Origin of the sequence: Brevundimonas sp. LjRoot202 (genome assembly GCF_964253355.1) — a bacterium.
Lineage (GTDB): Bacteria > Pseudomonadota > Alphaproteobacteria > Caulobacterales > Caulobacteraceae > Brevundimonas.
The window spans coordinates 125,898-149,558 of record NZ_CAXUQW020000006.1; the positions used below are offsets into that span (position 1 = coordinate 125,898).

A 23,661-nucleotide genomic window follows, 5' to 3' on the forward strand; every position below is an offset into this window, starting at 1 on the left:
ACGCTAATGGACAAAACCGCCGGAGGTTCAGACCACGCGTCAGCCCAGGGTGGCGAAGCTACGGCCCTCGCGCGGCCGCAGCGGGGTGACCACGTCGGTCAGCGGCTCCTCCGCGAACGGGCGCCGGGCCAGCAGGTCGCCGTAGACGTCGAGATAGCCGCGGGCCATGGCCGTGGCCGAAAAGCGCAGGTCGAACCGCGCCCGGATCGCCTCGCGGTCCAGCAGGTGCGCCCGTCCGGCGGCGGCGATGGCCTGCTCGACCGTGTCGACCAGATAGCCCGTGGCGCCGTCCTCGACGATCTCCGGCACGGACCCGCAGCGGAACGCCACCACCGGGGTGCCGCAGGCCATGGCCTCGATCATCACCAGGCCGAACGGCTCGGGCCAGTCGATCGGGAACAGAAGGGCTTCGGCCCCGCCCAGGAAGGCCGATTTCTGATGGTCGCCGATCTCGCCGACGAACTCCACCAGCGGATTGTTCTCGACCATGGGCCGGATGACGGTCTCCCAATAGACCTTGTCCTGGGCGTCCACCTTGGCCGCTATCTTCAGCGGCTTGTTCAGCTTGGTCGCGACCTCGATGGCCCGGTCCGGCCGCTTCTCGGGCGAGATGCGGCCGAGGAAGGCCAGATAGCCGCGCGCCTCAGGAGAGAACCGGTACAGCTCGCCGGGCATGCCGTGGTGGACTGTCGCCTTCCAGTTGGCCAGCGGCAGCGGGCGTCGCTGGTCGTCGGAAATCGACACCAGCCCGAACTCGTTCCAGCGTTCGTAGACCGGAGCCAGGTCCTTGAGGTCCAGCCGGCCGTGCAGGGTGGTGACGGTCTTGTCCGCGTGGCGCGCGAAGAAGGGGAAGTGGACCATGTCGGTGTGGAAATGGATCACGTCGAACTCGTCGACGCGCTTCAGCACCTCCGACAAGGCGGTCATGTGCGCCGCCAGATCCGACTTCAGCGGGCTGGGGTCCAGCCGGATGGCCTGATCCCGCACCGGGACCAGCCGCGCCCGCGTTTCGGCGTCGGCGGCGGCGAACAGGGTCACGTCGTGGCCGAGGTCGACCAGGGCGTCGGTGAGGTGCGCCACCACGCGCTCGGTGCCGCCGTACAATTTGGGCGGAACGGCTTCATACAGGGGCGTGACCTGGGCGATCTTCATGGCGATGGGTTCCCGCGGCCGACGGGGAAGCGACCGCGAGTAATCAACCCTGCGCCGGGCGCGCGGTTCCGCCGACTAACGACGGTTTTCGCGTTATTTCTCTGTCAGTTACAGGGTTACGACAATCGGTCGCGGGTCACTGCATTCCGGCGCGGACCTCGGCCCGCAGCGTATCGATCGACCTAAGTCCTTGATCGGACTTGAAACGCCAGTAGGTCCAGCCGTTGCAGGCCGGCGCGTTCTCGAACAGGGCGCCCATTTTGTGGATCGACCCGCTCAGCGAGCCGGACACCAGGGACCCATCGGCCCGCACCCGCGCCTCGCGCTCGCCCTTGGGGCAATACAGCCGGTCGCCGGGTCGCAGCAGGCCGGCTTCGACCAGCGCCCCGAACGGCACCTTGGGCTCGGCTCGTTTGGAGCCCATGACCGCCAGGTCCTCGGGCGCCGCGGGGACCACCGCCTTGATCCGCTTCTCGGCCACCTTGGCGTAGCCCTCGTCGCGTTCGATGCCGATGAAATGGCGGCCCAGCCGCTTGGCGGCCGCGCCCGTCGTGCCGGTGCCGAAGAAGGGATCCAGCACGACGTCGCCGGGCCGGGTCGCCGCCAGCAGCACCCGGTGCAGCAGGGCCTCAGGCTTCTGGGTCGGATGGGCCTTCTTGCCGTCCGCGTCCTTGATCCGCTCCTCCCCGGTGCACAGGGCGAAGGTCCAGTCCGAGCGCATCTGGGTGTCTTCGTTGAAGGCCTTCAGCGCGTCGTAGTTGAAGGTGTAGCGCTTCTGCTCGCGGCTCCGCGCGGCCCAGATCAGCGTCTCGTGGGCGTTGGTGAACCGCGTGCCCTTGAAGTTCGGCATCGGGTTCGACTTGCGCCAGATGATGTCGTTCAGCACCCAGAAGCCGAGGTCCTGGATCGCCGAGCCCAGCCGGAAGACATTGTGATAGCTCCCGATTACCCAGATCGAGCCCTCCGGCTTCAGGACCCGGCGGCATTCCGTCAGCCAGGCGCGGGTGAAGGCGTCATAGGCCGCGAAGCTGTCGAACTTGTCCCAGTCGTCGTCGACCGCGTCGACCAGGCTGTTGTCGGGCCGCAGCAGGTCGCCGCCCAGCTGCAGGTTATAGGGCGGGTCGGCGAAGACCATGTCGACGGACGCGTCGGGCAGGCCCTTCAGCACCTCGATGCAGTCGCCCCTCAGAACGACGTCGGTCTTCAACCCGGACATATTACTCGATCCCGTACAGCTTGGAGATCAAGTGGTGAATCATCGCGGTTAAGAGGGGGTTAGCCCGCGCATCTTCACGGAACGATCAAGGGGCGGGAGGTGTTGGAAGCGAACGCCTCCCGAAAGTCGCCAATGGTCCTGTTTTCCCTTCTCCAGCGTCTTTTCGCCATCGCCTCGCTGGCCGTCTTCGCGATCGCCGTCTGGCTGCTGTGGAGCTGGTACGACGCCGATCATGTGGCCGAGACCCTCGGGCTGGCCGAGCCTCCGAACGCCCGCCTGTGGTGGGGCGCGGGGCTGATGGCCGTCAGTCTGCTCGGCCGGATTCCCGTCCTGATGCTGCTGGGGAGGGGAGAGGCCACGGCGCTCGCCCGCCGGGCCGAGGGTGTGGCGATACCCGGCGCCGACGGCGCCGTCCTGCATGTCGAGATGGAAGGCGCGAAAAAAGGGCCGATCCTGCTCTTCACCCACGGCTGGGGGCTCTCGGCCCGTATCTGGGCCGAGGCGCGGGCCGATCTGGGCGCCCGCTTCGGCCTGGTCTTCTGGGACCTTCCCGGCCTGGGCCGCTCCGGTCGGCCGACGGCCGGCTATTCGATCGAAGGCTTCGCCGAAGACCTGCACGCCGTGATCGACAGCCTGCCGGAGGACCGTCCCATCATCCTCGTCGGCCACAGCATCGGCGGCATGACGGTGCAGGCCTTCTGCGCACGCCATCCCGAATTGCTGAACCGCCGCGTGGCCGCCATCGTGCTGGAGAACACCACCCACACCAATCCGCTGGAGACGATGATCTTCTCGCGGGTGTTCAGGCCGCTGCAGTCGGTGGTCGAACTCGCCTGCAAGCTGGACATGGTTCTGTCGCCGGCGCTGTGGGCGCTGAACTGGCAGGCCTGGCTCAGCGGCTCGACCCATCTGGCGGCCCGACTCACCGCCTTCGGCGCCCGCCCGACGCGGGAGCAGCTGGATCGCACCGCTCGCCTGATCACCAAGAACTCGCCGGCCGTGCAGGCGCGCGGCGTCCTCGCCATGCTGCACTGGTCCGTGACCGACGAACTGCCGCGGATCGACGTCCCGGCCCTGGTCTTCGTCGGCGGCCGCGACCTGATCACCAGGGACCACGCCGGCGAGGCCATCGCCGCCGCCCTGCCGCAGGCCCGGCTGGTCCGGGTCGAGGCGGCCGGGCATATGGGCCCGGTGGAGAAGGCGGGCTTCTACAACGAGCAGATCGGCGACTTCGCCGAGTTCGTCGGCCTGCTGCGCAGCCGCGCTCCGGCTGTCTCCCGCCGCTCCTTCCTGTCTCCGGACGCCGACCTGGCCCCGCCCGGGCGGCCGGACGGCGACCCGGAAGATCGCGACGGGCCGATCCTCGGCATGCGGCCTTCCGCACGTCCGATCTGACCCCGACCCACCGGCGTGCTGACGACACCCGTACGGACAACGGATGCGGCCAACCCGTACCCTGCCATCCCGACACATCGGCGCCGTTTCCTGCCATCCCGCACCCCTTCACGGCTTCGTCGAACGGCCCGCGGAATAGATTGCGTCCGCTTCTGACGCAGGCGCGTGCTTGTATGGCGGAACAGAAGGGAGGGGCCGCCATCGCCGTCCCCGGAGCAGCATCCTCTCTCCCACGGAAGGAGGCGCCTCGGGTGCGGGAGTGTCGGGATGACAGGGTTTCGCGATTTTCGGGCGACAGGGCCTTTCGGCCCGCCCGGCCCGGAACCGTCACAGCCGCTCACGTTTTGTTACGCCCTCAGCCTCGCCTTGCCGCGTTCGGCGCGGTAAGCGGGGCCCTGCACCGCGAGGGATGCGAATCCTCCGCGTTCGACCAAGGCTCAGGGGCTTACGGATGACTCAGTGGGTGTACGGTTTCGGCGGCGGCTCCGCCGACGGCGACGCGTCGATGAAGAACCTGCTCGGCGGCAAGGGCGCGAACCTGGCCGAGATGTCGTCGCTGGGCCTGCCGGTGCCGCCGGGCTTCACCATCACCACCGAGGCCTGCGTCCACTACTATTCGAACGGCCAGAGCTATCCCGCCGACCTTGAGGCCCAGGTGGCCGCCGGCCTGAAGAAGGTCGAGACCGTGGTCGGCAAGACCTTCGGCGATCCGAAGAACCCGCTGCTGGTCTCGGTCCGTTCGGGAGCCCGCGCCTCCATGCCGGGGATGATGGATACGGTCCTCAATCTCGGCCTCAACGACGAGACCGTGGAGGGGCTGGCGGCCCTGTCCGGCGACCGCCGCTTCGCCCTCGACAGCTACCGGCGCTTCATCACCATGTACTCCAACGTCGTGCTGGGCCTCAGCCATGACGACTTCGAGGAGGTGCTGGACGACCATAAGGACCGCCTCGGCGTCACCATCGACACGGACCTGTCCGCCGCCGACTGGGAGAAGGTCGTCGCCGAATACAAGCAGGTCGTCGAGGACCGCCTCGGCCACGCCTTCCCGCAGGACCCCCACGACCAGTTGTGGGGCGCGGTTTCGGCCGTCTTCGCCAGCTGGATGAACGACCGGGCCAAATTCTATCGCCGCATGCACGACATCCCCGAGAGCTGGGGCACGGCGGTCAATGTCCAGTCGATGGTGTTCGGCAACATGGGCGACACCTCGGCCACCGGCGTCGCCTTCACCCGCAATCCGTCGACCGGCGAGTCGAAACTGTACGGCGAGTTCCTGATCAACGCCCAGGGCGAGGACGTCGTCGCCGGCATCCGTACGCCCCAGTCGCTGACCCGGGCGGGACGCGAGGAGATGGGCGAGACCGCGCCTTCGATGGAAGAGGCCATGCCGGAGGTGTTCGGCCAATTCGTTGAAGTCGTCGGGAAGCTTGAATCCCATTATCGCGACATGCAGGACATTGAATTCACGGTCGAGCAGGGTCGGCTGTGGATGCTGCAGACCCGCAACGGCAAGCGCACCGCCAAGGCCGCGTTGAAAGTGGCCGTCGATCTCGCCGCCGAGGGCGTGATCTCGCAGGAGGAGGCCATCGGCCGGGTCGAACCGGCGGCGCTGGACCAGCTGCTGCACCCGACCCTCGATCCGAAGGCCGAGCGCAAGGTCGTGGCCGCCGGCCTGCCGGCCTCGCCGGGCGCGGCCACCGGCAAGGTGGTGTTCGACGCCGACGAGGCCGAGCGGCTGTCCCAGCTCGGCGACGCGGTCATTCTGGTGCGCGAGGAAACCAGCCCCGAGGACATCCACGGCATGCACGCGGCGCGCGGCATCGTCACCGCCCGTGGCGGCATGACCAGCCACGCCGCGGTGGTCGCCCGCGGCATGGGCCGTCCCTGTGTATCCGGCGCCGGAGAGATCCGCATCGACGAGCGGGCCGGGACCTTCACCGCCCGGGGCCGCACCTTCAGCGCCGGCGAAATCATCACCATCGATGGTTCGAAGGGCGAAGTGCTGGACGGCGCCGTGGCCATGATCGAGCCCGAACTGACCGGCGACTTCCAGACGCTGATGGCCTGGGCCGACAAGGTCCGTCGGCTGAAGGTGCGCGCCAACGCCGAGACGCCGCTGGACGCCAGGACCGCGCGCGGCTTCGGGGCCGAGGGCATCGGCCTGTGCCGGACCGAGCACATGTTCTTCGACGACGCCCGCATCGCCGCGGTGCGCGAGATGATCCTCGCCGATGACGAGGCGGGCCGCCGCGCCGCCCTGGCCAAGATCGCGCCGTTCCAGAAGGCCGACTTCGTCGAGCTGTTCCAGATCATGGCCGGCTTGCCCGTCACCGTCCGCCTGCTTGACCCGCCGCTGCACGAGTTCATCCCGCACAGCGACGCCGAGATCGACGCCCTCGCCGCGACGCAGGGGCTGGACGCCGCCAAGCTGAAGCGCCGCGCCCGCGACCTGCACGAGACCAATCCGATGCTCGGCCACCGCGGCTGCCGCCTCGGCGTGGCCTATCCCGAAATCTACGAAATGCAGGTCCGCGCCATCCTCGAGGCGGCGCTGGAGGTGCAGGCGAAGTCCGGCGAGGCGCCGCTGCCGGAGATCATGCACCCGCTGGTCGCCCTCAGCCTGGAGATGAAATACCTGCGCGAACTGACCGACCGGGTCGCGCGCGAAGTCTTCGCCGCGTCCGGCCAGTCGATCGCCTATCTGGTCGGAACCATGATCGAACTGCCCCGCGCCGCCCTGCGCGCCGCCGACCTGGCCGAGCACGCCGAGTTCTTCTCCTTCGGCACCAACGACCTGACCCAGACCACCTTCGGCATCAGCCGCGACGACTCCGGCCGGTTCCTGCAGGCCTATATGGACAAGGGCATCTTCGAGACCGACCCGTTCGTCCGCCTCGACCGCGACGGCGTCGGCGACCTGATCCGCATCGCCGCCGAGCGCGGCGGGGCGGCGCGGCCGGACATCAAGATGGGCATCTGCGGCGAGCACGGCGGCGATCCCTCGTCGATCGCCTTCTGCGAGGAGGTCGGCCTGGCCTACGTCAGCTGCTCGCCCTACCGCGTGCCCATCGCCCGCCTCGCCGCCGCCCAGGCCGCCCTGCACGCCAGGGCCGGCACGGAACGTGAAAAGGACCGATAGAAACCGGAACGCCGATATAAGGTCACGAGAAGGTCACGATTGGCGTATCGGCGTCTGTGCCATACCGTGCACAGTTGGCTTCAAGTTGTTTCCGGCCTCTGGAACGCCTCGAACGTCCGCCCATTTGTCTCCCGCTGGATGGGGCTGGTCACCGTAGAAGTGGCCACATCTAGAGGATAGAAACAATGCGTAACGTTCTTCTCGCGACTGCTGCTCTTACTTTGATCGCCGCGCCGGCGATGGCTCAGGATCCCGTCTCCCCGGTGACCGGCTCGGTCGGCTACACCCACCTGGACGGCGACGACGGCAGCCTCGGCGCGGTCACCGGCCGCCTCGGCTACCGCTTCACCCCCTTTATCGGCATCGAGGGCGAGGCCTCGATGGGCGTCAAGGATGACGACGTCACCATCGCCGGCGTCGAGGGCTCGCTCGAGCATGAATACGACGCCGCCGCCTACGTGGTCGGCACCGTGCCCGTGAGCCCCAACGTCGAACTGTTCGGCCGCGTCGGCTACGGCACCACCTCGATCAAGGCCGATGTGGCCGGCGTCGAGACCAGCACCGACGGCGAGAGCATCAACTACGGCGCCGGGGCCAACTGGTTCTTCGACGGCCAGAACGGCGTCCGCGCCGACTGGACCCGCCGCGACTTCCGCGAAGACGACGGCGGCGAGCTCGACACCTACGGCGTCAGCTACGTGCGTCGCTTCTAGGCGCTCCAGACGCAACGAAGGCGCGCACCCCCGCGGGTGCGCGCCTTTTCGTCAGTCGGAAGGTGTCGTGGTTCAGGCCACGCCGGGCTGCAGCGCCCACCGCATCGAGCCCTCGCCGAAGGGCTTGAAGAACAGGTCGCGATACTTCTCGAACACCTCGACGATCCGGTTGGCGAGATCCTGCGCGACGGTCTCGCCGCGCTGTCGCTTCATCGCCGCGACGCACTGGACCACGTCCTTCTGGTGAGCGGATCCGCCCATCCGCTTGAGCACGGCGGCGATGTCCTGCGCCAGCGGATCGATCTGCGTTGCCCACGGATTGGTGTTCTGAGTCATTCGGGACACCCCCTTGTTCTCGACACAGACGAACCGGTCGCAAATACTGACGAGGGATGCAAGCGTGACCGCGAATTCGTGATCGAGGCGAATATGACGGAGCCGACCGCCCCGGTCCGCGTTCATGCGGGCATGACCCGGACCTGCCTCAGCCTGCTCGCAGTCCTCGCCGTCGCCGCCTGCGGTCCCGGCGAACCCAATCCGCCGACCGACCCGGCCGAACCGATCGACACGCCCGAGGCGGCCGCCCCGCCGCCGGCGGCGCCCCCGCCGGGAGCGGGCACGATCCTGCCCGGCACGGGTCCGCGCAGCTTCGTCGGCCGCTGGGCCGCCGACGTCGCCTGGTGTCCCAACACCACCGGCCCCCAACAGCCGATCGAGATCACCACCACGCGCTTCGAGGGTTACGAGAACAGCTGCGCCATCGGCGCGGTCGACCAGATCGTCAACGGCTACGAGGCCTTGTTGACCTGCACCGCCGAAGGGACGGTCTCCAACGAGCGGGTGCGGATGGCGGTCTCCGAGCAGACCATGCGGCTGACCTGGCTCAACCGCGACAACGCCGTTGTCACCCTGACCAAGTGCACGACGCTGGAAGATACGCCGGCCGCCGAGCCCTAGCCGTTGAAGAGGAAGTGCATCACGTCGCCGTCCTTGACGACATAGCCCTTGCCCTCGGCCCGCATCTTTCCGGCCTCCTTCGCGCCCTGCTCGCCCTTGAGCGCCACGAAGTCGGCGAAGGCGATGGTCTCGGCGCGGATGAAGCCCTTCTCGAAGTCGGTGTGGATCACGCCTGCGGCTTGCGGCGCGGTCGCTCCGATCGGAATGGTCCAGGCGCGCGCTTCCTTGGGCCCGACCGTGAAATAGGTCTGCAGACCCAGCAGGGCGTAGGCCTCGCGGATCAGCCGGTTCAGGCCCGGCTCCTCCAACCCCATGCTCTCCAGGAACTCGGCCTGCTCCTCTGAATCCAGCACCGCCAGTTCGGAATCGATCTTGGCCGAGATCACCACCGCCTTGGCGTTATCGGCGGCAGCGCGCTTCGCCACCAGGTCCGACAGGTCGTTGCCCTTGTCGGCCGAGGCCTCGTCGACGTTGGCGACGTAGAGGGCGGGCAGGGAGGTCAGCAGTTGCAGCATATGCCACGCCTTCTCGTCCTCCTTGTCGACCTGGACCACACGGGCGGGCTTGCCGGCGCGCAACGGCGTCAGGGCCATGTTGATGAGCCGCAGGGTCTGCTGGGCCTCCTTGTCGCCGCCCTTGGCCTTCTTCTCCACGTTGACGACCCGCTTCTCGAGACTTTCAAGGTCGGCCAACATCAGTTCGGTCTCGATGATCTCGAGGTCCGAGATCGGGTCGATGCGGTTTTCTACGTGGGTGATGTCGTCGTCGACGAAGCAGCGGGCGACGAAGGCGACGGCGTCGCAGTCGCGGATATTGGCCAGGAACTGGTTGCCCAGGCCCTCGCCCTTGGACGCGCCGCGCACCAGCCCGGCGATGTCGACGAAGGTGATGCGCGAAGGGATGATTTCCTTCGAGCCGGCGATGGCCGCCAACTGCTCCAGCCGCGGCTCGGGCACGGCCACGTCGCCCGTGTTCGGCTCGATGGTGCAGAAGGGATAGTTGGCCGCCTGGGCCGCCGCCGTCTTCGTGAGGGCGTTGAAGAGGGTGGACTTGCCGACGTTGGGCAGGCCGACGATCGCGACTTTCAGAGCCATGGGGGCTGGGTTTTCCTTGGTGAGCGCGAGCCTTTAACGGGTCGCGGCCGGTTTGTCAGGCTCGCGCCGTCAGTGCGATGCGTGGCCGGAGTCGGTGAGCGCAGGCTGGCCGACAGCCGCCGTGACCTCGACCGGCGGGGCCGAGGCGAAGGTGAGGGTCAGGGCGACGGTGTCGCCCGTCTTCAGGGGCTCGGCGACGGCCAGCAGCATGATGTGGTTGCCGCCCGGCTTCAGCTCGACCGCCTGGCCGGCGGGGAGGGGCAGGCCGTCCCTCAACTGGTGCATCATCATCATGTTGCTTTCCATCCGGCTCTCATGGACTTGGGCGCGGCCCGCGACGGGACTGGTCACGCTCATGAGCCGGTCGTCGGCGCCCGCGGTCAGGGTCAGATAGCAGCCGGTGGTCTGGCGGCCGGCCGGGGTCGGACGGCACAGGGCGCCCGAGACCTGAACCGCCTCGGCGGCTCCGGCCGCGGTCTTTTCCCCGGCGGTGCAGGCGGCCAGGCTGCCGGCGAAGGCGATCAGGACGACGGGGAACAGGGCGCGAGCCATCTGGAGAGCCTTCTATGGGGTTGCGGCGGTCTATCGCCCGCGGGGTGCAGGGACAAGACGGCGGTCTGTCGCGCTCAGCTTTCGCCGCGGGCGACTTGCCGGGGGCTGAATTTGGGCGCGGGGGCCAGGCGCATGACCTCCGCCTGGTAGCGGTCATCGTCGCCGGCCAGCGCGAAGGGCAGGGCGTCCGCGACGGCGGTCAGCATCGCTTCCAGCCACGGCTGATCGGCCTTGTGGAAGTCGCTGAGGACATAGCCGTGCACCAATTGGGGCTCCCCGGGATGGCCGACGCCCATGCGCGCGCGGCGGAAGTCGGGGCTCAACTGGCTGATCAGCGAGCGCACGCCGTTCTGGCCGGCCGCGCCGCCGCCCTTCTTCATGCGGAAACGACCGGGGGCGAGGTCGATCTCATCGTGGAAGACGATGACCTCCGACGGCTGGACCTTGTAGAAGCGCGCCGCCTCGGCCACAGCCCGGCCGCTCTCGTTCATATAGGTCTGCGGCTTCATCAGCAGGACGCGCTCGCGGCCTGAGGCGGTCTCGACCTCGCCCTCGCGGATTACCGACTGGAACTTGGCGCGCTCGGGACCGAACGACCAGCGCCGCGCGATCTCGTCCGCGGCCATGAAGCCGATGTTGTGGCGGTTGCCCTGGTATTTCGGTCCCGGATTGCCCAGGCCGGCGATGATGATCATGGCGGGTTCCGGAAAAGGAAACGGCCCCGTCCGTTTCCGGATGGGGCCGCTCCAGTAGCAGGTTGTCGCGAGAGGATCAGCCCTCGGCGGTGTCTTCCGTGGCTGCGGCCTCGTCGGTCGCGACCTGTTCGGTCGCTTCGACTTCCGCGGCTTCGGCGGCGACTTCGGCGTCATGCGCTTCGTCAGCGGCGGCCGAGATAGCGGCCGAGGAGGTCTTGATGGAGGCGATCACGAAGTCACGGTCGGTGATGGTCGGCTCGACGTCCTTCGTGCCCTTCAGGTCGGTCCAGCGGATGGTGTCGCCCAGCTTGTGGCCGGCCAGGTCGACGATCAGGTCTTCCGGGATGTGGTCGGCGCGGACCTTCACTTCGACCGAGTGACGCACGACTTCCAGCGAACCGCCCTGACGGAAGGCCTCGCACTGGTCCTGGTTGATGAAGTGGACCGGGATGTCGATCTTGATGGTCTGCTTCTCGTCGACGCGCATCAGGTCGAAGTGCAGCGGACGGTCCGACACCGGGTCGAACTGGACGTCACGGGCGATGACCGGCTGGGTCTCGTCGCCGTACTTCAGGGTCACCAGGTGACCCAGCAGCTTGCCGGTGTAGAGCGACTTGCGGAAGTCGCGCTCGTTCACCGAGATCGCCACCGGGGCCTTGTCGCCGCCGTACAGCACGCCCGGGACCATGCCCGCACGGCGCGCGGCGCGGGCGCCGCCGGTGCCGACGCCATCACGGACATCGACGTTCAGAATGATCTCGGCCATCTGGCTCGCCTCAACAAACAGAAACGCCGCGCTGACGTAATCGCCCGCGCGACGGGGTCCTCGAACCCTCGAATTCAAGAGGGCGGGCTATTACACGGAGACGCCGGGGGACGCAACCGTCTGGGCGCGGGATCGCGCCCCGCGGCTCAGCCTTCGCTGTTCAGGGACGTCGTCGCCGAGGTCGAGGCGGCCGCGGCGTCGGCCGCCACCGGGGTCTGGACGGCGACCGGCGCGGAGCCGGCGACTTCGGTCGGAGGCACGACGATGGGCGTGGGCCTGATGTTCTGCGCGGTGCAGGTCGCCAGGTCGCGGGCGATGTGGCGGCCGATGCAGAAGATGTCCTCATAGCTGGGACGCGAGGCGGCTAGGCACTGGAACAGCATCAGCTTGGACATATTGAAGCAGAACTCGCTGTTCTGCTCGACGGTCAGGGCCTCGGTGTTGGCCCGGGCGTCCTCGCCGCCTGCCCCGAGGGCGGCCAGCGCGGCCAGGGCCAGCGAGCGCACCACCGCCGGCGTATAGGGCGGGCCCGAGCTGGCCGGGGTGACGGCGAGCCCGGAGCCGCTGTTGGCGGCCGTGAACAGCCGCGCCGATTCCTCGGCCGACGGCAACATCTGGACGGCCGAAAGCGCCTTGGCGCCCTGCAGCCGGGTGTCGCGATCGGCGATGTGGACGGTGGCCCAGCGGCGACGCGGGTCGGAGCGCCCCTGGATGGTGTAGGCGTCCTCCTCCACGGCGTCGGCGATCACCAGCATGGTCGCCGAGTCGCGGCCGATGGCGTCGATGATCAGGCCCGCTGCGGCGTCGGCGCCCGGAAGGGTGGCGGCGTAGGCCGGGTCCGCGATGATGCGCGCGACCATCTCCTGACGGATGGTCGGATCGACGGCATAGGTCCGGACGCCTTGAACGAACTCCGGTGACTGCAGCGCCAGGATCGAACCGTAGGCGATCAGGCCGCGCGACAACTGGGCCGGCTCGTATGAGGCCCCCTTGCGGATGGCCGCCTGGATCGACTCTGCGGTCGGGAAGCCGGCCTCGATCGTGGCCGCCTCATGCATGAAGGCCACATAGATGGACGCGGCCTGGGCCACGCCCTCGTTCATGGTGACCGGGGGCGGCGGGGGAGGCGGCGCGGGCTCGGGCTCGGGTTCAGGCGTGGCGCAAGCCGCGAGAACCGCCATCGCGGCGATAGCGGCCAGCGACAGGCCGCGGCGAAAACGAGCCTCAAGCATACTAAAACCCCCACCTGAACGCGCGGCGCCATGGTCAACGCCGGAGAACCTCGAAGACCTTATAACGCGGCCAATTCGGTTCTCCGAGCGTTAATGCCAGCTTGGCTGGCGCCGGCGCCGACAGGGCGTCCTATTCCTCGGGCGGGCGCGCAGGCTGGGTATTCAGCCTCTCAGTCAACGACGGCTCCCGCGACGGCGGGGCGGCCGGGGGCGGAGTTGGCGTGATCGTGATCGGCGCGGGAGCGGCGGGGACGGGGACGGGCGTGATGATGATGGGCTCGGCCGCCGGAGCGACCGGCTCGACCGAAGTGACGTCCGACACGGTCACGATCGGCGCGGGCATGGCCGCGCCGCGGGAACAGGTGGCCAGGTCGCGCACGATATGGCGGCCGAGGCAGAACATGTCCTCGTAGTTGGGTCGCGAGGCCGCCAGGCACTGGAACAGATTGAGTTTCGACATGGTGAGGCAGCCGTGGCTGACCCGATCGAATTGCAGGGCGTCGGTGTTGGCGCGAGCGTTCTCGCCCGCATAGCCGAGCGCCGCGAGCGCCGCTAGCGCGAGGGCGTTCACCACCGAGGGGGGGTAGGGCGGCTTGCGCGGATCGCCGCTGACCGGCAGCGCGCCGCCGCCGCTGTGGGCCGCCGCGAACAGCCGCGAGGCTTCCTCGGCCGACGGCAGCATCATCTGGGCGGAGCGGGCCTTGGCGGCTTCGAGCCGGCCTTCGCGGTCCGTCACCTCGGCGACGCCCCAGAAGCGGCGGGGGTCGTAGCGGGCCTGGATGGCGTAGGCGTCGTTCTCGATCGAGTTGGCGGCCCGGCCCAACGCGTTGATGTCGGCGGCAAGCGTCGACATGACCAGGCCCGCCGCCGCCTCGGCGCCGGGCAGGGTCGAGGCGTAGCGTGGATCGGCGACGATGTCGGCGACGAGCTTCTCACGGGTGGCCGTGTCGTGGCCGAGGGACCGGACGCCGGAGACGAACTCGGGCGACTGCAGGGCCAGAATCGATGCGTAGGCCACCAGCCCACGTGAGATCTGGCCGGGGTCATAGGCCGAACCGCGGCGCAGCGCCGCCTGGATCTGCGCCGGATCGGTGAAACCGCCTTCGAGGGCGGCCATGTCGCGGCTGAAGGCCATGTAGACCGCCGCCGCCTGGGCGACGCTCTCATTGAGCCTGATCGGCGGCGGCGTGCGGGCGGCGATTTCGGCCGCCACGCGAGCCGCTTCGGCCTGCGCTTCAACCGCAGCGTTGTCGGAGGCGCAGCTGGCCAGCAGGGCTGCGGCTGCGAGGGCGATTACGGAAAGACCGCGGTGCGGACGCATCAGGACTCCTCGGATGACCGGCGTCCAGCAACGCCTAACCTGAGGGCGCAAATGGGGCGAGCGCTGATACGGTTCCGGAGTTTAGTCGAACAGCTTGGAAACGGATTCCTCGTTGGCGATGCGCCGGATGGCCTCTCCGATCAGCGGAGCGACGGAGACGCGGCGGATTTTCTTGCAGGTCAAAACTTCGTGCGGCGCCTCGATGGAGTCGGTGATGACCAGTTCCTTCAGCGGCCCGTCGGTCACGCGCTGCACGGCCGGGCCGGACAGGACGCCGTGGCTGATATAGGCCGAGACCTCGGTCGCCCCCTTCTCCATCAGGGCCTGGGCGGCGTTCACAAGGGTGCCACCGGAATCGACGATGTCATCGAACAGGATGCAGCGACGGCCTTCGACGTCGCCGATGATGTTCATGACCTCGCTCTCGCCCGCCTTGGGCCGGCGCTTGTCGACAATGGCCAGGTCGGCGTCCAGCCGCTTGGCCAGCGAGCGGGCCCGAACCACGCCGCCGACGTCGGGTGAGACGATCATCAGGTCGTCGCCGCGCGGGTAGTGCTCCTTGATGTCCTGCGCCAGCACCGGCGTGGCCACGAGATTGTCGGTCGGAATGTCGAAGAAGCCCTGGATCTGGCCGGCGTGCAGATCCATCGTCAGGACCCGGTCGGCTCCGGCGCGGGTGATCAGATTGGCCACCAGCTTGGCCGAGATCGGGGTGCGGCCGCCGGTCTTCCGATCCTGCCGGGCATAGCCGAAATAAGGCATCACCGCGGTGATCCGCTTCGCCGAGGCCCGCACCAGGGCGTCGGTGATGATCAGCAGCTCCATCAGGTTGTCGTTGGCCGGATAGCTGGTCGACTGGAGGATGAAGACGTCCTCGCCCCGAACGTTCTCCTCGATGACGGCGAAGACCTCGTTATCGGCGAATCGCTTCACGTCGGCCTTGGTCAGCGGCATGTCGAGGTGATGCGCGATCGCTTGTGAGAGCGTCCGGTTGGAGTTGCCAGAAAGCAGCTTCATGTCCGGTCATCCTTTCGCCGTCATCGCCCGGCTCACAATGCCGCCGTTGCGCTGGCGCGCTACATATCAGGGGACGGCCCAGCCACAAGGCGCGGCGAGTCTTTTAGGGCAACTTCTTCCCGCATTGGCGCGGGGTTGTCGGCTGGTGTAGAGATCGCGTCTCGTTTCCGGGGGCGCCGACGGGTCGATGCCCGCCGGCCCGTTATGTTGAGGTCGTCCTTGCCTGCTTCCAAGTTCCGCACCGGCCTGATCCTTTCGGCCGTGGCCGTGTCAGCCCTGACGATTTCGGCCTGCGCCGGCCGCGGCGACCGCCCGCGCCTCGCTTATGAGGAGCGCCCGGTGGAGGCGCTCTACAACACCGGCTACCAGCGCCTGGAAAGCCGGCGCTGGGGCGACGCGATCGACTATTTCCAGGAGGTCGAGCGCCAGCATCCGTATTCGGAATGGTCGCGCCGCGCGATCCTGATGCAGATCTACGCCCACTATCAGAGCAACGACTACGCCGAGGCCATCGCGGCGTCGGACCGGTTCATCCAGCTGTTCCCGGGCAATCCGAGCGCGCCCTACGCCTTCTACATGAAGGCCTTGGCCAACTTCGAGCAGATCACCGACGTGGGCCGCGACCAGGGCTACGCCCAGGCGGCCTTGGACGGCCTGAAGGACGTGCAGCGGCGCTATCCCGGCACGCCCTACGCTATCGACGCCACGGTCAAGATCGACATGGTCAACGACCAGTTGGCCGGCAAGGAAATGGCGATCGGCCGCTACTACCAGCGCGCCGGTCAGCCGCTGGCGGCGATCAACCGCTACAAGACCGTTATCGACAACGAATCCTACCAGCGCACCTCGCACGCCCCCGAGGCGCTGTACCGGCTGGTCGAGGTCAACCTGCAGCTCGGCCTGAAGGAAGAGGCGACGCGCAACGGCGCCGTTCTGGGTTTCAACTACCCGGGCAGCCCCTGGTACGCCGAGGCCTATGCCCTGCTGACCGAGGAAGGGCAACGCCCTGACGTCGCCCCCGAAGGCCAGCGCGAGAGCTGGCTGCGGCGCATCATCCCGGGCTGACGTCCGCTTCTGTCGCAAGGGGCGGTCATGAAGGACGATGACCGCTAGACTGACGGCGATGGCGAATCAAACCCGGACGACCGCGCCCCCATGCTGACCGCCCTCTCGATCCGCGACATCGTGCTGGTGGACGCGCTCGATCTCGAGGTCGAGGGCGGCCTGACCGTGCTGACCGGCGAGACCGGAGCGGGCAAGTCGATCATTCTCGACGCCCTCGGTCTGGCCCTCGGCGCGCGGGCGGACGCTGGTCTGGTGCGTTCCGGGGCGAAGCAGGCCACCGCCACAGCCGTGTTCACCGCGCCCGACGACCCGGCCCTGATGGAGATGATCGCCGCACGCGGCTTCGAGGTCGCCCCGGGCGAGGAGCTGATCCTGCGCCGGACGCTCACCGCCGACGGCCGCGGCCGCGCCTTTGTCAACGACCAGCCCGCCGGCGTCGCCGCCCTGCGCGAGATCGGCCAGGCGCTGGTCGAGGTGCACGGCCAGCATGAGACCGTCGGCCTGCTGGACTGGAAGACCCACCGGGCCCTGCTCGACAACTACGGCGGCCTCCAGCCGCAGCTGGCGGGCGTCGCCGCCGCCGCCGACCGGCTCAAGGCGGCCGAGCGGGCGGTGGCCGATCTGAAAGCCGCCGCCGCCGACGCCGCCGCCCACCGGGAGGAACTGGAACAGAACCTCGCCGATCTCGATGCGCTCGACCCGCGCGCCGACGAGGAAACCGAGCTGGCCGGCGAGCGAGCCCTGCTGGGCGCGGCGGAAAAGGCCATCGCCGACCTCGCCGACGCCCGGACCTCGCTGGGCGGGGACAAGCTGTCGCGCAACCTCGCCGCCGCCTTGAGGGCCGTCGAGCACGCGCGCCAGCGGGCGGGGCAGGCGGGTACGGATCCCGAGCATCCGCTGCTGCTGAAACTGTCGGCCGCCGCTGAGGCCATCGACCGCACACTGGTGGAGGCCGAGGAGGCCATCGCCTGCGTCGACGCCGCCGCCGACGCCTTCGACTTCGAGCCGGGCCGTCTCGACAAGGCCGAGGAGCGTCTGTTCGCCCTGCGCGCCGCCGCCCGCAAGCTGAATGCCTCGGTCGAACTGCTGCCGGCCCTGCGTGTGCGCTTCCGCGAGCAGCTCAGGCTGATCGAGGACGGCGCCGAGGCCATCACCGCCGCGGAGCGCGCCGCCTCGGCCGCCCGCGAGGCCTATGACGTGGCCGCCATGCTGCTGACCTCGGCGCGGGAGGCGGCGGCCGAGCGCCTGACTTTGGCGGTGATGGGCGAACTCGGGCCGCTGAAGCTGGACCGCGCCCGCTTCCGGGTCGCCTTCGAGCCCGTGGCGGATGGCCGACGCGGACCGTCGGGCGTCGAGACGGTGCGGTTTGAGATCGCCACCAACGCCGGCACCGCCTTCGGACCGCTGGACGCCATCGCCTCGGGGGGCGAACTGGCCCGTTTCGCCCTGGCCATGAAGGCGGCGCTCGCCGGGCGCGAGGACCAGCGCCAGCCTGTGATGATCTTCGACGAGGTCGACCAGGGCGTTGGCGGGGCGGTGGCCTCGGCCGTGGGCGCCCGGCTGCAGCGCCTCTCCCGGGGCGCTCAGGTCCTGGTGGTGACCCACAGCCCGCAGGTCGCGTCCCGCGCCGATACCCATTGGAAGGTCCGCAAGGCCGACCACGCCGGGTTGACCAGGACCACGGTCGACGCCCTCGACGACGGTGCGCGCCGCGAGGAGATCGCCCGTATGCTGTCGGGCGCCACGATTACCGACGAAGCCCGCGCCGCGGCCCGGGCCCTGATCGGCTAGACCCCGAGAATCCAGCCTTCTTCCCGCTCGACCCGGGCGATCAGCGCCTCGTCCGCGCCCTTGGGCGGGGCGAAGGCCTTCGACAGGTCGCCCGCCTCGTCCATCCTGGCCAAAGCCTCGGCGGTGGCGCAGACTTGGGCCTGGTCCTTGAACTCCCCCGGGTTGGGCTTGCCTTCGAACATGGACGGCCAGACCTCGACCACCAACGCCGACAGCGGCTCCACGTCGGCGGCGTCCAGGGCTCGCCAACCGGTTCCGAACGGCCACACGGCGCCCGAGGGACCGAGGTTCTCCAGCAGGCGGCGCACCGCCGGAATGCCGACCAGCGTCTGGCCGCCGACAGCCCCGGCCCCGTGCATCTGCCAGACGCTCTTGGGCTGGAGCTTGCCCTTGCGAACGGCCGTCTCGGTGGCCCGGAACTCGGGGATGTCCCCGCCGGCGCCGGCGGGGGGCTTGGTCGTGGTCAGCCAGCGCTGCGCCTGCTTGGCCGGCGCGCCCCACATCGGCCAGGCCTGGTCGGTCATCAGCCGGTTGATCTTGGCCGCCACCTGATAGCGGTTGTTGGTGTTGTCCGGCTTGTCGACGATGTTCGAGGCGATGAATTTCCACATCGCCTGCCACGGCGCGCCGCTCAGCTTGAGCCGTTCCGCCGTGCCGGCCGGATAGCCGAAGTTGAAGTCGAAGCCGACCAGAACCCGGTCGCCGCGCTTGCGATGCTCCGCCAGCAGCGAAGCGAGCAGCTTTTCGCCCTCGGCCCGCGTGGCGACGTTGTGCGTCTCGGTATACAGGCGGAACCGGACGTCCCGCTTGGCTACGCCGATCCACACCGACTGATCGCCCAGCTTCTTGCCCTCGGCGGCGGTCCAGTCGGCGATGATGTAGGCGTCGAACAGACGGGCCACGGCGGGCGCTCCGGGTTATTCGGTGACAAGGGATGGGGGCTTCTAGCGTTCCGGCGGCGGGGGAGGAAGGGCGAACGCTCAGCCCTTCAGCAGCGCCTCGAGGTGCGACAGCCAGCGGCGCCCCAGCCGCAGGGCCTCGGCCGGCGAACTCGTCTGTACGGGCAGGGTGGCGTCCCACAGGGCCAGTTCGAACTCGGGATGGCGGGCGTCTCCGAACATCAGCCGCAGCACCACCTGCTCGGCGTCGGGCGCCAGCACGTCCAGCGACTTGCGGGTCTCGCCGCGACGGACGCGGGCGACGACATGGCCATCGACGATGATCTCCCCGCCGTCGATCTCCTCAAAGGCGTAGACCAGCCCGGCGGCCCCCCGCTTCCACAGCACCGCCACCTGGGCCCCGTCGAAATCCAGACCGGCCGCGCGGCCTTCGGCGGGGGACAGGGCCTCGGCCTCGGGCGTCGCCCCCAGCGATTTGAGCAGGGCCCGGCGCATGCGGCGCACGGGCTCCATCCACCAGGCGAGAACCAGGGCTCCGGTGGTCAGGGCGGCCGCCGCCAGGGCCACCAGCAGTATGACCCGGAGCACCTCGGCCATGGTCAGTCTTCCAGGTCGATCACGACCGGCACGTGGTCGGAGGGCTTGTCCATGTCGCGGGCGTCGCGATGGGTCTCGATCGACTGGAAGCGGTCGGCCGCCTGCGGCGACAGCAGGTGGAAGTCGATGCGGATGCCGTGGTCGCGCTGCCAGGCGCCCGCCTGGTAGTCCCAGAAGGTGAAGGTTCCCGGCGGCTGTTTGCCCAGCTCGCCCGCGTCGGAAAGGCCCAGATGCTGCAGCGCCCGGAAGGCGGCCTGGCTCTGGGGCTGGAACAGGGCGTCGCCGATCCAGGCGGCCGGGTTCTTCGCATCCGCCGGCGTCGGAATGACGTTGTAGTCGCCGCACAGGCTGAACGGCTCCTCGAGCGCCAGAAGATCACGCGCATGGGCGTGCAGCCGTTCGTACCAAGCCAACTTGTACGCGAACTTGTCCGTGCCGACCGGATTGCCGTTGGGCAGGTAGATGCAGCCCACCCGCACCGGCCGCGGCGCTTCGACGACCGCCTCGATGTAGCGGGACTGTTCCGCGTCGGCCTCATAGCCGGATGCGTCCACCCCCGGCAGGCCGCGGCGGATGTCGGAGAGCGGGTATTTCGAGAGGAGGGCGACGCCGTTGTAGCTCTTCTGCCCGTGGGTCTCGACGTTGTAGCCAAGGCTCTCAAAGGCCTCGCGCGGGAATTTCTCGTCGACGCATTTGATTTCCTGCAGGCAGGCCACGTCCGGCAGGGCCGCTTCCAGCCAGGCCAGCACGGTCGGCAGGCGGGCGTTGACCGAGTTCACGTTCCAGGTGGCGATGCGCATAACCGATGATTACGGCGCGTCGGGTAGGTCTGTGAAGCGCTGATCGCCCAAACGAAACGCCCCGGAGCGGACCCCGGGGCGTTCCGATTGCATATGGAGACGGGATTCTACTGTTCGGCGGCGGCCTCGGGGGCGGCGATCCGGGTGAGGGTGCATCCGCTGCCGATGCGTTGGGCCCTGTCGCAGGGATAGATCTGGGTGACCGCGTTGTCCTTCACCTGGGCGACGTAGCCGTCGCCCGAGGCGCATTTGACCTCGATGAAACGGCCGGTGTCGTTCTGGGCCAGAAGCTGGATCCGTCGGGCGTCGCAATCGTCGATCGCCGTGCCGACGAGGAGCGGATGGAACCCGGCCACTTGTTCCTCCGGCGTGGTGAACTGACAGGTCAGGCTCATCCCAATGATCTGCAGGCAGTCGGTCTTGCTCCATCCCTGGGCCGTCTTCTCGATGTGATACCCGTCGGCGCCGGCGCATCCGACCTCATAGACGAGATTGCCCTCCGGGGTCGCGCCGAGCGCCTTGCCGGCGTCCACCTGGCACGGCACGCCGGCTTCGCGGGCGAAGCTGGCGACAACCACGGCGCCGTTCTGGTTGACCGGCAGGGCGCAGACGGAGTTGGCCGGCGCCTCGCTGCCCTGGGCCCGCATCTGTTCAGCCTGGGCGGCGAGCATCAGGCAGTCGAAGGTTTGCGGCGGCGTAGCGGTCGTCAGGATGTAGCCGGCGCCGTCCAAGCAGGCGACTTCATAGAGCTCATTGTTGTCGTTCGTCGTGCCAAGCAGGGCGGACTCGCCCACCTGGCAGGAGAGGCCGGCCGCCGTGGCGGCGGCCTGGGCCGATCGGGCGATCTGTTCGGGCGAAGGCTGACGACCGCGGCGGTCCGTGCGCCGGCGGTCGCCCTCGAGCGCGTCCATGGCCTGTTCCCGGTTGAGCACCGATTGCCGGTCCCTCGCCTGTTGCTGCGCGCCCGCCGTCCGCAGGTCCCCCATCTCTGTCCGCCCGCCCTGCGCTTGCGCGTGCGCCCGATCGACAGCCGGCATGGACGCGATGAGCGCCGCCGCCGTGACGGCGGCAAGTCTGAGAAGGGTCATTTGAGATCCTGGCTGCGGTTGCGACCGACTGATACGCGCAGCCGGCCTGAAGGCCAAATCGCCTGGCGCAAACGAAAACGCCCCGGAGCGAACTCCGGGGCGTCGTCGTCGGTCTCCGGGACCGTTCTAGTTTTCGGCGGGCGCGGTCGCCGGAGCGGCGGCCGTCAGAGTGCAGCCGCCGGCGATGGTCGCCGCCTCGGCGCAGGGATGGACCCGCTGCGCGGTGAAGGTGGTTCCGACGCGGGCGAAATAACCGTCACCGGCCCCGCACTTGACCTCATAGACCGTGAGACCTTGGGCGTCGCGGCCGACCCGGCGGGCCTGCTGAACGTCACAAGCCGCGGCGTCCGTTCCGGCCAGAACGGTGCTCCAGGCCCCCTTGGTCTCTGCCGCCGTGGAATAGCGGCAGGTCTCCTGCTGAATCGCCAGATCCCAGCACGGGGTCGGGGACCAGCCGTCGGCCGTTTGCTCAAGCCAATAGCCGTCGCTGTCCGCGCAGCCGATTTCGTAGATGATGTTTCCGGCGGTGCTCTTGCCGATCGCGGAGCCCCGGTCGACCGTGCAGGGGATGCCTGCGGCGCGGGCGTAGGTCGACAGGACCGGCACGGGGTCCAGGTTGATCGGCAGGGTGCACTGCTGGCCGACATCGGCGGCCGGATCGCGCAAGCGGCTGGTCTCGGCCTGACCGGCCAGTTCCAGACAGTTGAAGGTCTGCGGCGGCGTGGAGCCGACCGCCAGGAAGCCGGGCGCTCCGGCGCAGACGGCTTCATAGGTCGAATGCTGCTCGGCGGTGACGCCCAGAAGCGTCGCCTCGGTGACCTGGCAGCTGACGCCGGCGGCGCTCAGAAGCGCCTGGGCGGCGAGCTTGTTTTCTTCCGGCGTGGGCGCCGCAGGCGGCTTCTCCTCCTCCTGCCCGGGCCGACGGCGGAGGCGTTCCGCCCGGCGCTCCTCGGCTGTTCGCCGGTTCAGCCGTGAACCGCTGCTATTGTCGCGCGTGACGGTCGTAGGATTGGCATCGGTAAGAGATCCCGGAGGGCTGGCCGGAGCGCCCTCAAAGGGGGGTGCTGTCTGCGTCTGGGCCGCCGCGCCGGCTGCGGAAGCGAGGACGAGCGCACAGGCCCCGCCCAGCGCGACGAGCATCTGTCGTTTGAACACCGTGAGACTCCGGAAATAACTGACCTTCCGTCTCCCTTGGCGGTCCGGCGCCGGGTGGTCAAGCGTAACCACCCGGCGCCGGGAAGGTCCCCGGTGGACCGGGGCTCCTCGCAGGACCTGACGTCGCTCGCTATGCGCGACGCGCGGCGAAGAGACAGGATTCCCCCGCCAGGGCGATCGTTTCGCAGCTCTGCAGCCTCCAGCCGTCGCCCGCCTTCTCGAGCCAATAGCCGTCGGCGTCGGAGCAGCCGACCTCATAGATGAGATTGCCGTCCACGCTCCTGCCGATGGCCACCGCCTGGTCGATCTGGCAGATCACCCCGGATTGACGGGCCCACCCGCCGATCACGGCCAGACCGTTCTGGTTGGCGGGCAGTTCGCACTGGTGCCCGACGTTGGCGGCGGGATCCTCCATGCGCGCCACCGTGGCCGCGCCGGCCAGTTCAAAGCAGTTGAAAGACTGCGTCGGGGTCGAGGCGATCAGAAGGTAACCCGGCCCATCGGCGCAGGCGGTTTCATAGATCGGGGCTTCGTGGGGATCGACGCCGGGGTGCGAGGCTTCGGTCACGCGGCAGTCCAGCCCGGCCGATGTGGCGACGGCCTGGGCCGCGGCGAGAATCTGCGCCTGCGTCGCGACGCTCGGCGCCACCGCTTCCCCGCGTTCGGCCCGGCGACGTCGTTCCGCCTGGCGGCGTTCTTCGTTTCTCTGACGGTTCAGGCGCGAGCCGCTCATATTGTCGCGCGTGATGGCGATGCCATTGGGGGGATCCGTCACACTCCCGGGCGGAACGTTCGGAGCCCACTCGCCGGACCCCACGCCGTCTCCGGATGGCACTCCCTTCTGTGCGGACGCCGGCTCCACGGCGATGACAAGGCTGCAGGCGACGATCAGTAAAGCGAACATCTTTCCGTTGAGCATGAAACCACTCCGGGATGATTTTTCCGACCGCCACCCTTCGCCCTTGCCGCGACACGGTCAAGCCGGAACCCGCGGCAGGACTGGACGACGGCGGC

Annotated in this window: 22 protein-coding genes; 6 read left to right on the forward strand and 16 right to left on the reverse strand. The window is 68.8% G+C overall.

All coding sequences use genetic code 11. The features are described from left to right. Positions 1 to 39 precede the first annotated feature (39 nt). Positions 40 to 1,152, reverse strand: coding sequence for a glycosyltransferase family 4 protein (locus ACSQ1L_RS11825; RefSeq protein ID WP_435994943.1), 1,113 nt, complete (start codon positions 1,150 to 1,152; stop codon positions 40 to 42). 136 nt (positions 1,153 to 1,288) lie between these two features. Beyond that, complete coding sequence (locus tag ACSQ1L_RS11830) at positions 1,289 to 2,368, reverse strand: site-specific DNA-methyltransferase (RefSeq protein ID WP_435994944.1); 1,080 nt, start codon at positions 2,366 to 2,368, stop codon at positions 1,289 to 1,291. Between the two features lie 132 nt (positions 2,369 to 2,500). On the opposite strand from ACSQ1L_RS11830, the gene ACSQ1L_RS11835 reads away from it, so the two are divergent. The 3 genes from ACSQ1L_RS11835 (at position 2,501) to ACSQ1L_RS11845 (ending at position 7,618) form a co-directional block, all read left to right on the forward strand. Then, on the forward strand, positions 2,501 to 3,763 hold the full coding sequence (locus ACSQ1L_RS11835; protein WP_435994945.1) for an alpha/beta fold hydrolase: 1,263 nt from the start codon (positions 2,501 to 2,503) through the stop codon (positions 3,761 to 3,763). Between the two features lie 409 nt (positions 3,764 to 4,172). Further along, positions 4,173 to 6,905: a pyruvate, phosphate dikinase gene (gene ppdK / locus ACSQ1L_RS11840; RefSeq protein WP_435994946.1), complete on the forward strand. Its 2,733-nt coding sequence runs from the start codon at positions 4,173 to 4,175 to the stop codon at positions 6,903 to 6,905. Between the two features lie 185 nt (positions 6,906 to 7,090). After that, positions 7,091 to 7,618: a porin family protein gene (locus ACSQ1L_RS11845; protein WP_435994947.1), complete on the forward strand. Its 528-nt coding sequence runs from the start codon at positions 7,091 to 7,093 to the stop codon at positions 7,616 to 7,618. A gap of 72 nt (positions 7,619 to 7,690) precedes the next feature. Here ACSQ1L_RS11845 and ACSQ1L_RS11850 read toward each other — a convergent pair whose 3' ends face one another. Next, positions 7,691 to 7,954: a hypothetical protein gene (locus ACSQ1L_RS11850; RefSeq protein WP_435994948.1), complete on the reverse strand. Its 264-nt coding sequence runs from the start codon at positions 7,952 to 7,954 to the stop codon at positions 7,691 to 7,693. 93 nt (positions 7,955 to 8,047) lie between these two features. Here ACSQ1L_RS11850 and ACSQ1L_RS11855 point away from each other — a divergent pair, with 93 nt between their 5' ends. Continuing rightward, the gene (locus ACSQ1L_RS11855; protein ID WP_435994949.1) at positions 8,048 to 8,575 is read left to right on the forward strand and encodes a hypothetical protein; all 528 of its coding nucleotides are present in this window, start codon (positions 8,048 to 8,050) and stop codon (positions 8,573 to 8,575) included. On the opposite strand, the gene ychF is transcribed toward ACSQ1L_RS11855, so the two are convergent. The 7 genes from ychF to ACSQ1L_RS11890 form a co-directional block, all read right to left on the reverse strand. After that, positions 8,572 to 9,669 (reverse strand): redox-regulated ATPase YchF, encoded by a 1,098-nt coding sequence (gene ychF / locus ACSQ1L_RS11860; protein WP_435994950.1) that lies wholly within the window; start codon positions 9,667 to 9,669, stop codon positions 8,572 to 8,574. The genes ACSQ1L_RS11855 and ychF overlap by 4 nt on opposite strands. 69 nt (positions 9,670 to 9,738) lie before the next feature. Beyond that, on the reverse strand, positions 9,739 to 10,221 hold the full coding sequence (locus tag ACSQ1L_RS11865; protein ID WP_435994951.1) for a copper chaperone PCu(A)C: 483 nt from the start codon (positions 10,219 to 10,221) through the stop codon (positions 9,739 to 9,741). Between the two features lie 74 nt (positions 10,222 to 10,295). Further along, a complete protein-coding gene (gene pth, locus ACSQ1L_RS11870) occupies positions 10,296 to 10,916 on the reverse strand; it encodes an aminoacyl-tRNA hydrolase (RefSeq protein ID WP_435994952.1) in 621 nt (206 codons plus the stop codon). A 76-nt stretch (positions 10,917 to 10,992) separates the two neighbouring features. Further along, positions 10,993 to 11,682: a 50S ribosomal protein L25/general stress protein Ctc gene (locus ACSQ1L_RS11875; protein WP_435994953.1), complete on the reverse strand. Its 690-nt coding sequence runs from the start codon at positions 11,680 to 11,682 to the stop codon at positions 10,993 to 10,995. Between the two features lie 146 nt (positions 11,683 to 11,828). Then, on the reverse strand, positions 11,829 to 12,914 hold the full coding sequence (locus ACSQ1L_RS11880; protein ID WP_435994954.1) for a hypothetical protein: 1,086 nt from the start codon (positions 12,912 to 12,914) through the stop codon (positions 11,829 to 11,831). Between the two features lie 130 nt (positions 12,915 to 13,044). Then, a complete protein-coding gene (locus ACSQ1L_RS11885) occupies positions 13,045 to 14,235 on the reverse strand; it encodes a hypothetical protein (RefSeq protein ID WP_435994955.1) in 1,191 nt (396 codons plus the stop codon). Positions 14,236 to 14,316: 81 nt separating this feature from the next. After that, the gene (locus tag ACSQ1L_RS11890) at positions 14,317 to 15,252 is read right to left on the reverse strand and encodes a ribose-phosphate pyrophosphokinase (RefSeq protein WP_435994956.1); all 936 of its coding nucleotides are present in this window, start codon (positions 15,250 to 15,252) and stop codon (positions 14,317 to 14,319) included. 207 nt (positions 15,253 to 15,459) lie between these two features. Between ACSQ1L_RS11890 and ACSQ1L_RS11895 the strand changes: the two genes are divergently transcribed. Together ACSQ1L_RS11895 and recN are read left to right on the forward strand one after the other, a co-directional pair. Then, a complete protein-coding gene (locus ACSQ1L_RS11895; RefSeq protein ID WP_435994957.1) occupies positions 15,460 to 16,317 on the forward strand; it encodes an outer membrane protein assembly factor BamD in 858 nt (285 codons plus the stop codon). 90 nt (positions 16,318 to 16,407) lie between these two features. Next, positions 16,408 to 18,108 (forward strand): DNA repair protein RecN, encoded by a 1,701-nt coding sequence (gene recN, locus ACSQ1L_RS11900; RefSeq protein ID WP_435994958.1) that lies wholly within the window; start codon positions 16,408 to 16,410, stop codon positions 18,106 to 18,108. Here recN and ACSQ1L_RS11905 read toward each other — a convergent pair. The 6 genes from ACSQ1L_RS11905 to ACSQ1L_RS11930 all read right to left on the reverse strand — a co-directional run bounded on the left by ACSQ1L_RS11905 (position 18,105) and on the right by ACSQ1L_RS11930 (position 23,566). Continuing rightward, entirely contained in the window at positions 18,105 to 19,010 is a 906-nt protein-coding gene (locus ACSQ1L_RS11905) for a cobalamin biosynthesis protein CbiG (RefSeq protein ID WP_435994959.1), read from the reverse strand. The genes recN and ACSQ1L_RS11905 overlap by 4 nt on opposite strands. A 78-nt stretch (positions 19,011 to 19,088) precedes the next feature. Beyond that, positions 19,089 to 19,604, reverse strand: coding sequence for a hypothetical protein (locus ACSQ1L_RS11910; RefSeq protein ID WP_435994960.1), 516 nt, complete (start codon positions 19,602 to 19,604; stop codon positions 19,089 to 19,091). Between the two features lie 2 nt (positions 19,605 to 19,606). Then, entirely contained in the window at positions 19,607 to 20,404 is a 798-nt protein-coding gene (locus ACSQ1L_RS11915) for an exodeoxyribonuclease III (RefSeq protein WP_435994961.1), read from the reverse strand. A gap of 107 nt (positions 20,405 to 20,511) precedes the next feature. After that, a complete protein-coding gene (locus ACSQ1L_RS11920; protein ID WP_435994962.1) occupies positions 20,512 to 21,492 on the reverse strand; it encodes a hypothetical protein in 981 nt (326 codons plus the stop codon). 126 nt (positions 21,493 to 21,618) lie between these two features. Then, a complete protein-coding gene (locus ACSQ1L_RS11925) occupies positions 21,619 to 22,632 on the reverse strand; it encodes a hypothetical protein (protein ID WP_435994963.1) in 1,014 nt (337 codons plus the stop codon). Between the two features lie 145 nt (positions 22,633 to 22,777). After that, complete coding sequence (locus ACSQ1L_RS11930) at positions 22,778 to 23,566, reverse strand: hypothetical protein (RefSeq protein ID WP_435994964.1); 789 nt, start codon at positions 23,564 to 23,566, stop codon at positions 22,778 to 22,780. Positions 23,567 to 23,661: the final 95 nt, after the last annotated feature.

What these genes read in the sequence shown, in the direction of transcription:
- ACSQ1L_RS11915 (WP_435994961.1), bottom strand. Translation starts at nt 20,404, where the DNA reads ATGCGCATCGCCACCTGGAACGTGAACTCGGTCAACGCCCGCCTGCCG.
- recN (WP_435994958.1), top strand. Translation starts at nt 16,408, where the DNA reads ATGCTGACCGCCCTCTCGATCCGCGACATCGTGCTGGTGGACGCGCTC.
- ACSQ1L_RS11910 (WP_435994960.1), bottom strand. Translation starts at nt 19,604, where the DNA reads ATGGCCGAGGTGCTCCGGGTCATACTGCTGGTGGCCCTGGCGGCGGCC.
- ACSQ1L_RS11830 (WP_435994944.1), bottom strand. Translation starts at nt 2,368, where the DNA reads ATGTCCGGGTTGAAGACCGACGTCGTTCTGAGGGGCGACTGCATCGAG.
- ACSQ1L_RS11880 (WP_435994954.1), bottom strand. Translation starts at nt 12,914, where the DNA reads ATGCTTGAGGCTCGTTTTCGCCGCGGCCTGTCGCTGGCCGCTATCGCC.
- ACSQ1L_RS11850 (WP_435994948.1), bottom strand. Translation starts at nt 7,954, where the DNA reads ATGACTCAGAACACCAATCCGTGGGCAACGCAGATCGATCCGCTGGCG.
- ACSQ1L_RS11925 (WP_435994963.1), bottom strand. Translation starts at nt 22,632, where the DNA reads ATGCTCGTCGCGCTGGGCGGGGCCTGTGCGCTCGTCCTCGCTTCCGCA.
- ppdK (WP_435994946.1), top strand. Translation starts at nt 4,173, where the DNA reads ATGCGAATCCTCCGCGTTCGACCAAGGCTCAGGGGCTTACGGATGACT.
- ACSQ1L_RS11855 (WP_435994949.1), top strand. Translation starts at nt 8,048, where the DNA reads ATGACGGAGCCGACCGCCCCGGTCCGCGTTCATGCGGGCATGACCCGG.
- ACSQ1L_RS11825 (WP_435994943.1), bottom strand. Translation starts at nt 1,152, where the DNA reads ATGAAGATCGCCCAGGTCACGCCCCTGTATGAAGCCGTTCCGCCCAAA.
- ACSQ1L_RS11885 (WP_435994955.1), bottom strand. Translation starts at nt 14,235, where the DNA reads ATGCGTCCGCACCGCGGTCTTTCCGTAATCGCCCTCGCAGCCGCAGCC.
- ACSQ1L_RS11930 (WP_435994964.1), bottom strand. Translation starts at nt 23,566, where the DNA reads ATGCTCAACGGAAAGATGTTCGCTTTACTGATCGTCGCCTGCAGCCTT.
- ACSQ1L_RS11845 (WP_435994947.1), top strand. Translation starts at nt 7,091, where the DNA reads ATGCGTAACGTTCTTCTCGCGACTGCTGCTCTTACTTTGATCGCCGCG.
- ychF (WP_435994950.1), bottom strand. Translation starts at nt 9,669, where the DNA reads ATGGCTCTGAAAGTCGCGATCGTCGGCCTGCCCAACGTCGGCAAGTCC.
- ACSQ1L_RS11875 (WP_435994953.1), bottom strand. Translation starts at nt 11,682, where the DNA reads ATGGCCGAGATCATTCTGAACGTCGATGTCCGTGATGGCGTCGGCACC.
- pth (WP_435994952.1), bottom strand. Translation starts at nt 10,916, where the DNA reads ATGATCATCATCGCCGGCCTGGGCAATCCGGGACCGAAATACCAGGGC.
- ACSQ1L_RS11890 (WP_435994956.1), bottom strand. Translation starts at nt 15,252, where the DNA reads ATGAAGCTGCTTTCTGGCAACTCCAACCGGACGCTCTCACAAGCGATC.
- ACSQ1L_RS11920 (WP_435994962.1), bottom strand. Translation starts at nt 21,492, where the DNA reads ATGACCCTTCTCAGACTTGCCGCCGTCACGGCGGCGGCGCTCATCGCG.
- ACSQ1L_RS11865 (WP_435994951.1), bottom strand. Translation starts at nt 10,221, where the DNA reads ATGGCTCGCGCCCTGTTCCCCGTCGTCCTGATCGCCTTCGCCGGCAGC.
- ACSQ1L_RS11835 (WP_435994945.1), top strand. Translation starts at nt 2,501, where the DNA reads ATGGTCCTGTTTTCCCTTCTCCAGCGTCTTTTCGCCATCGCCTCGCTG.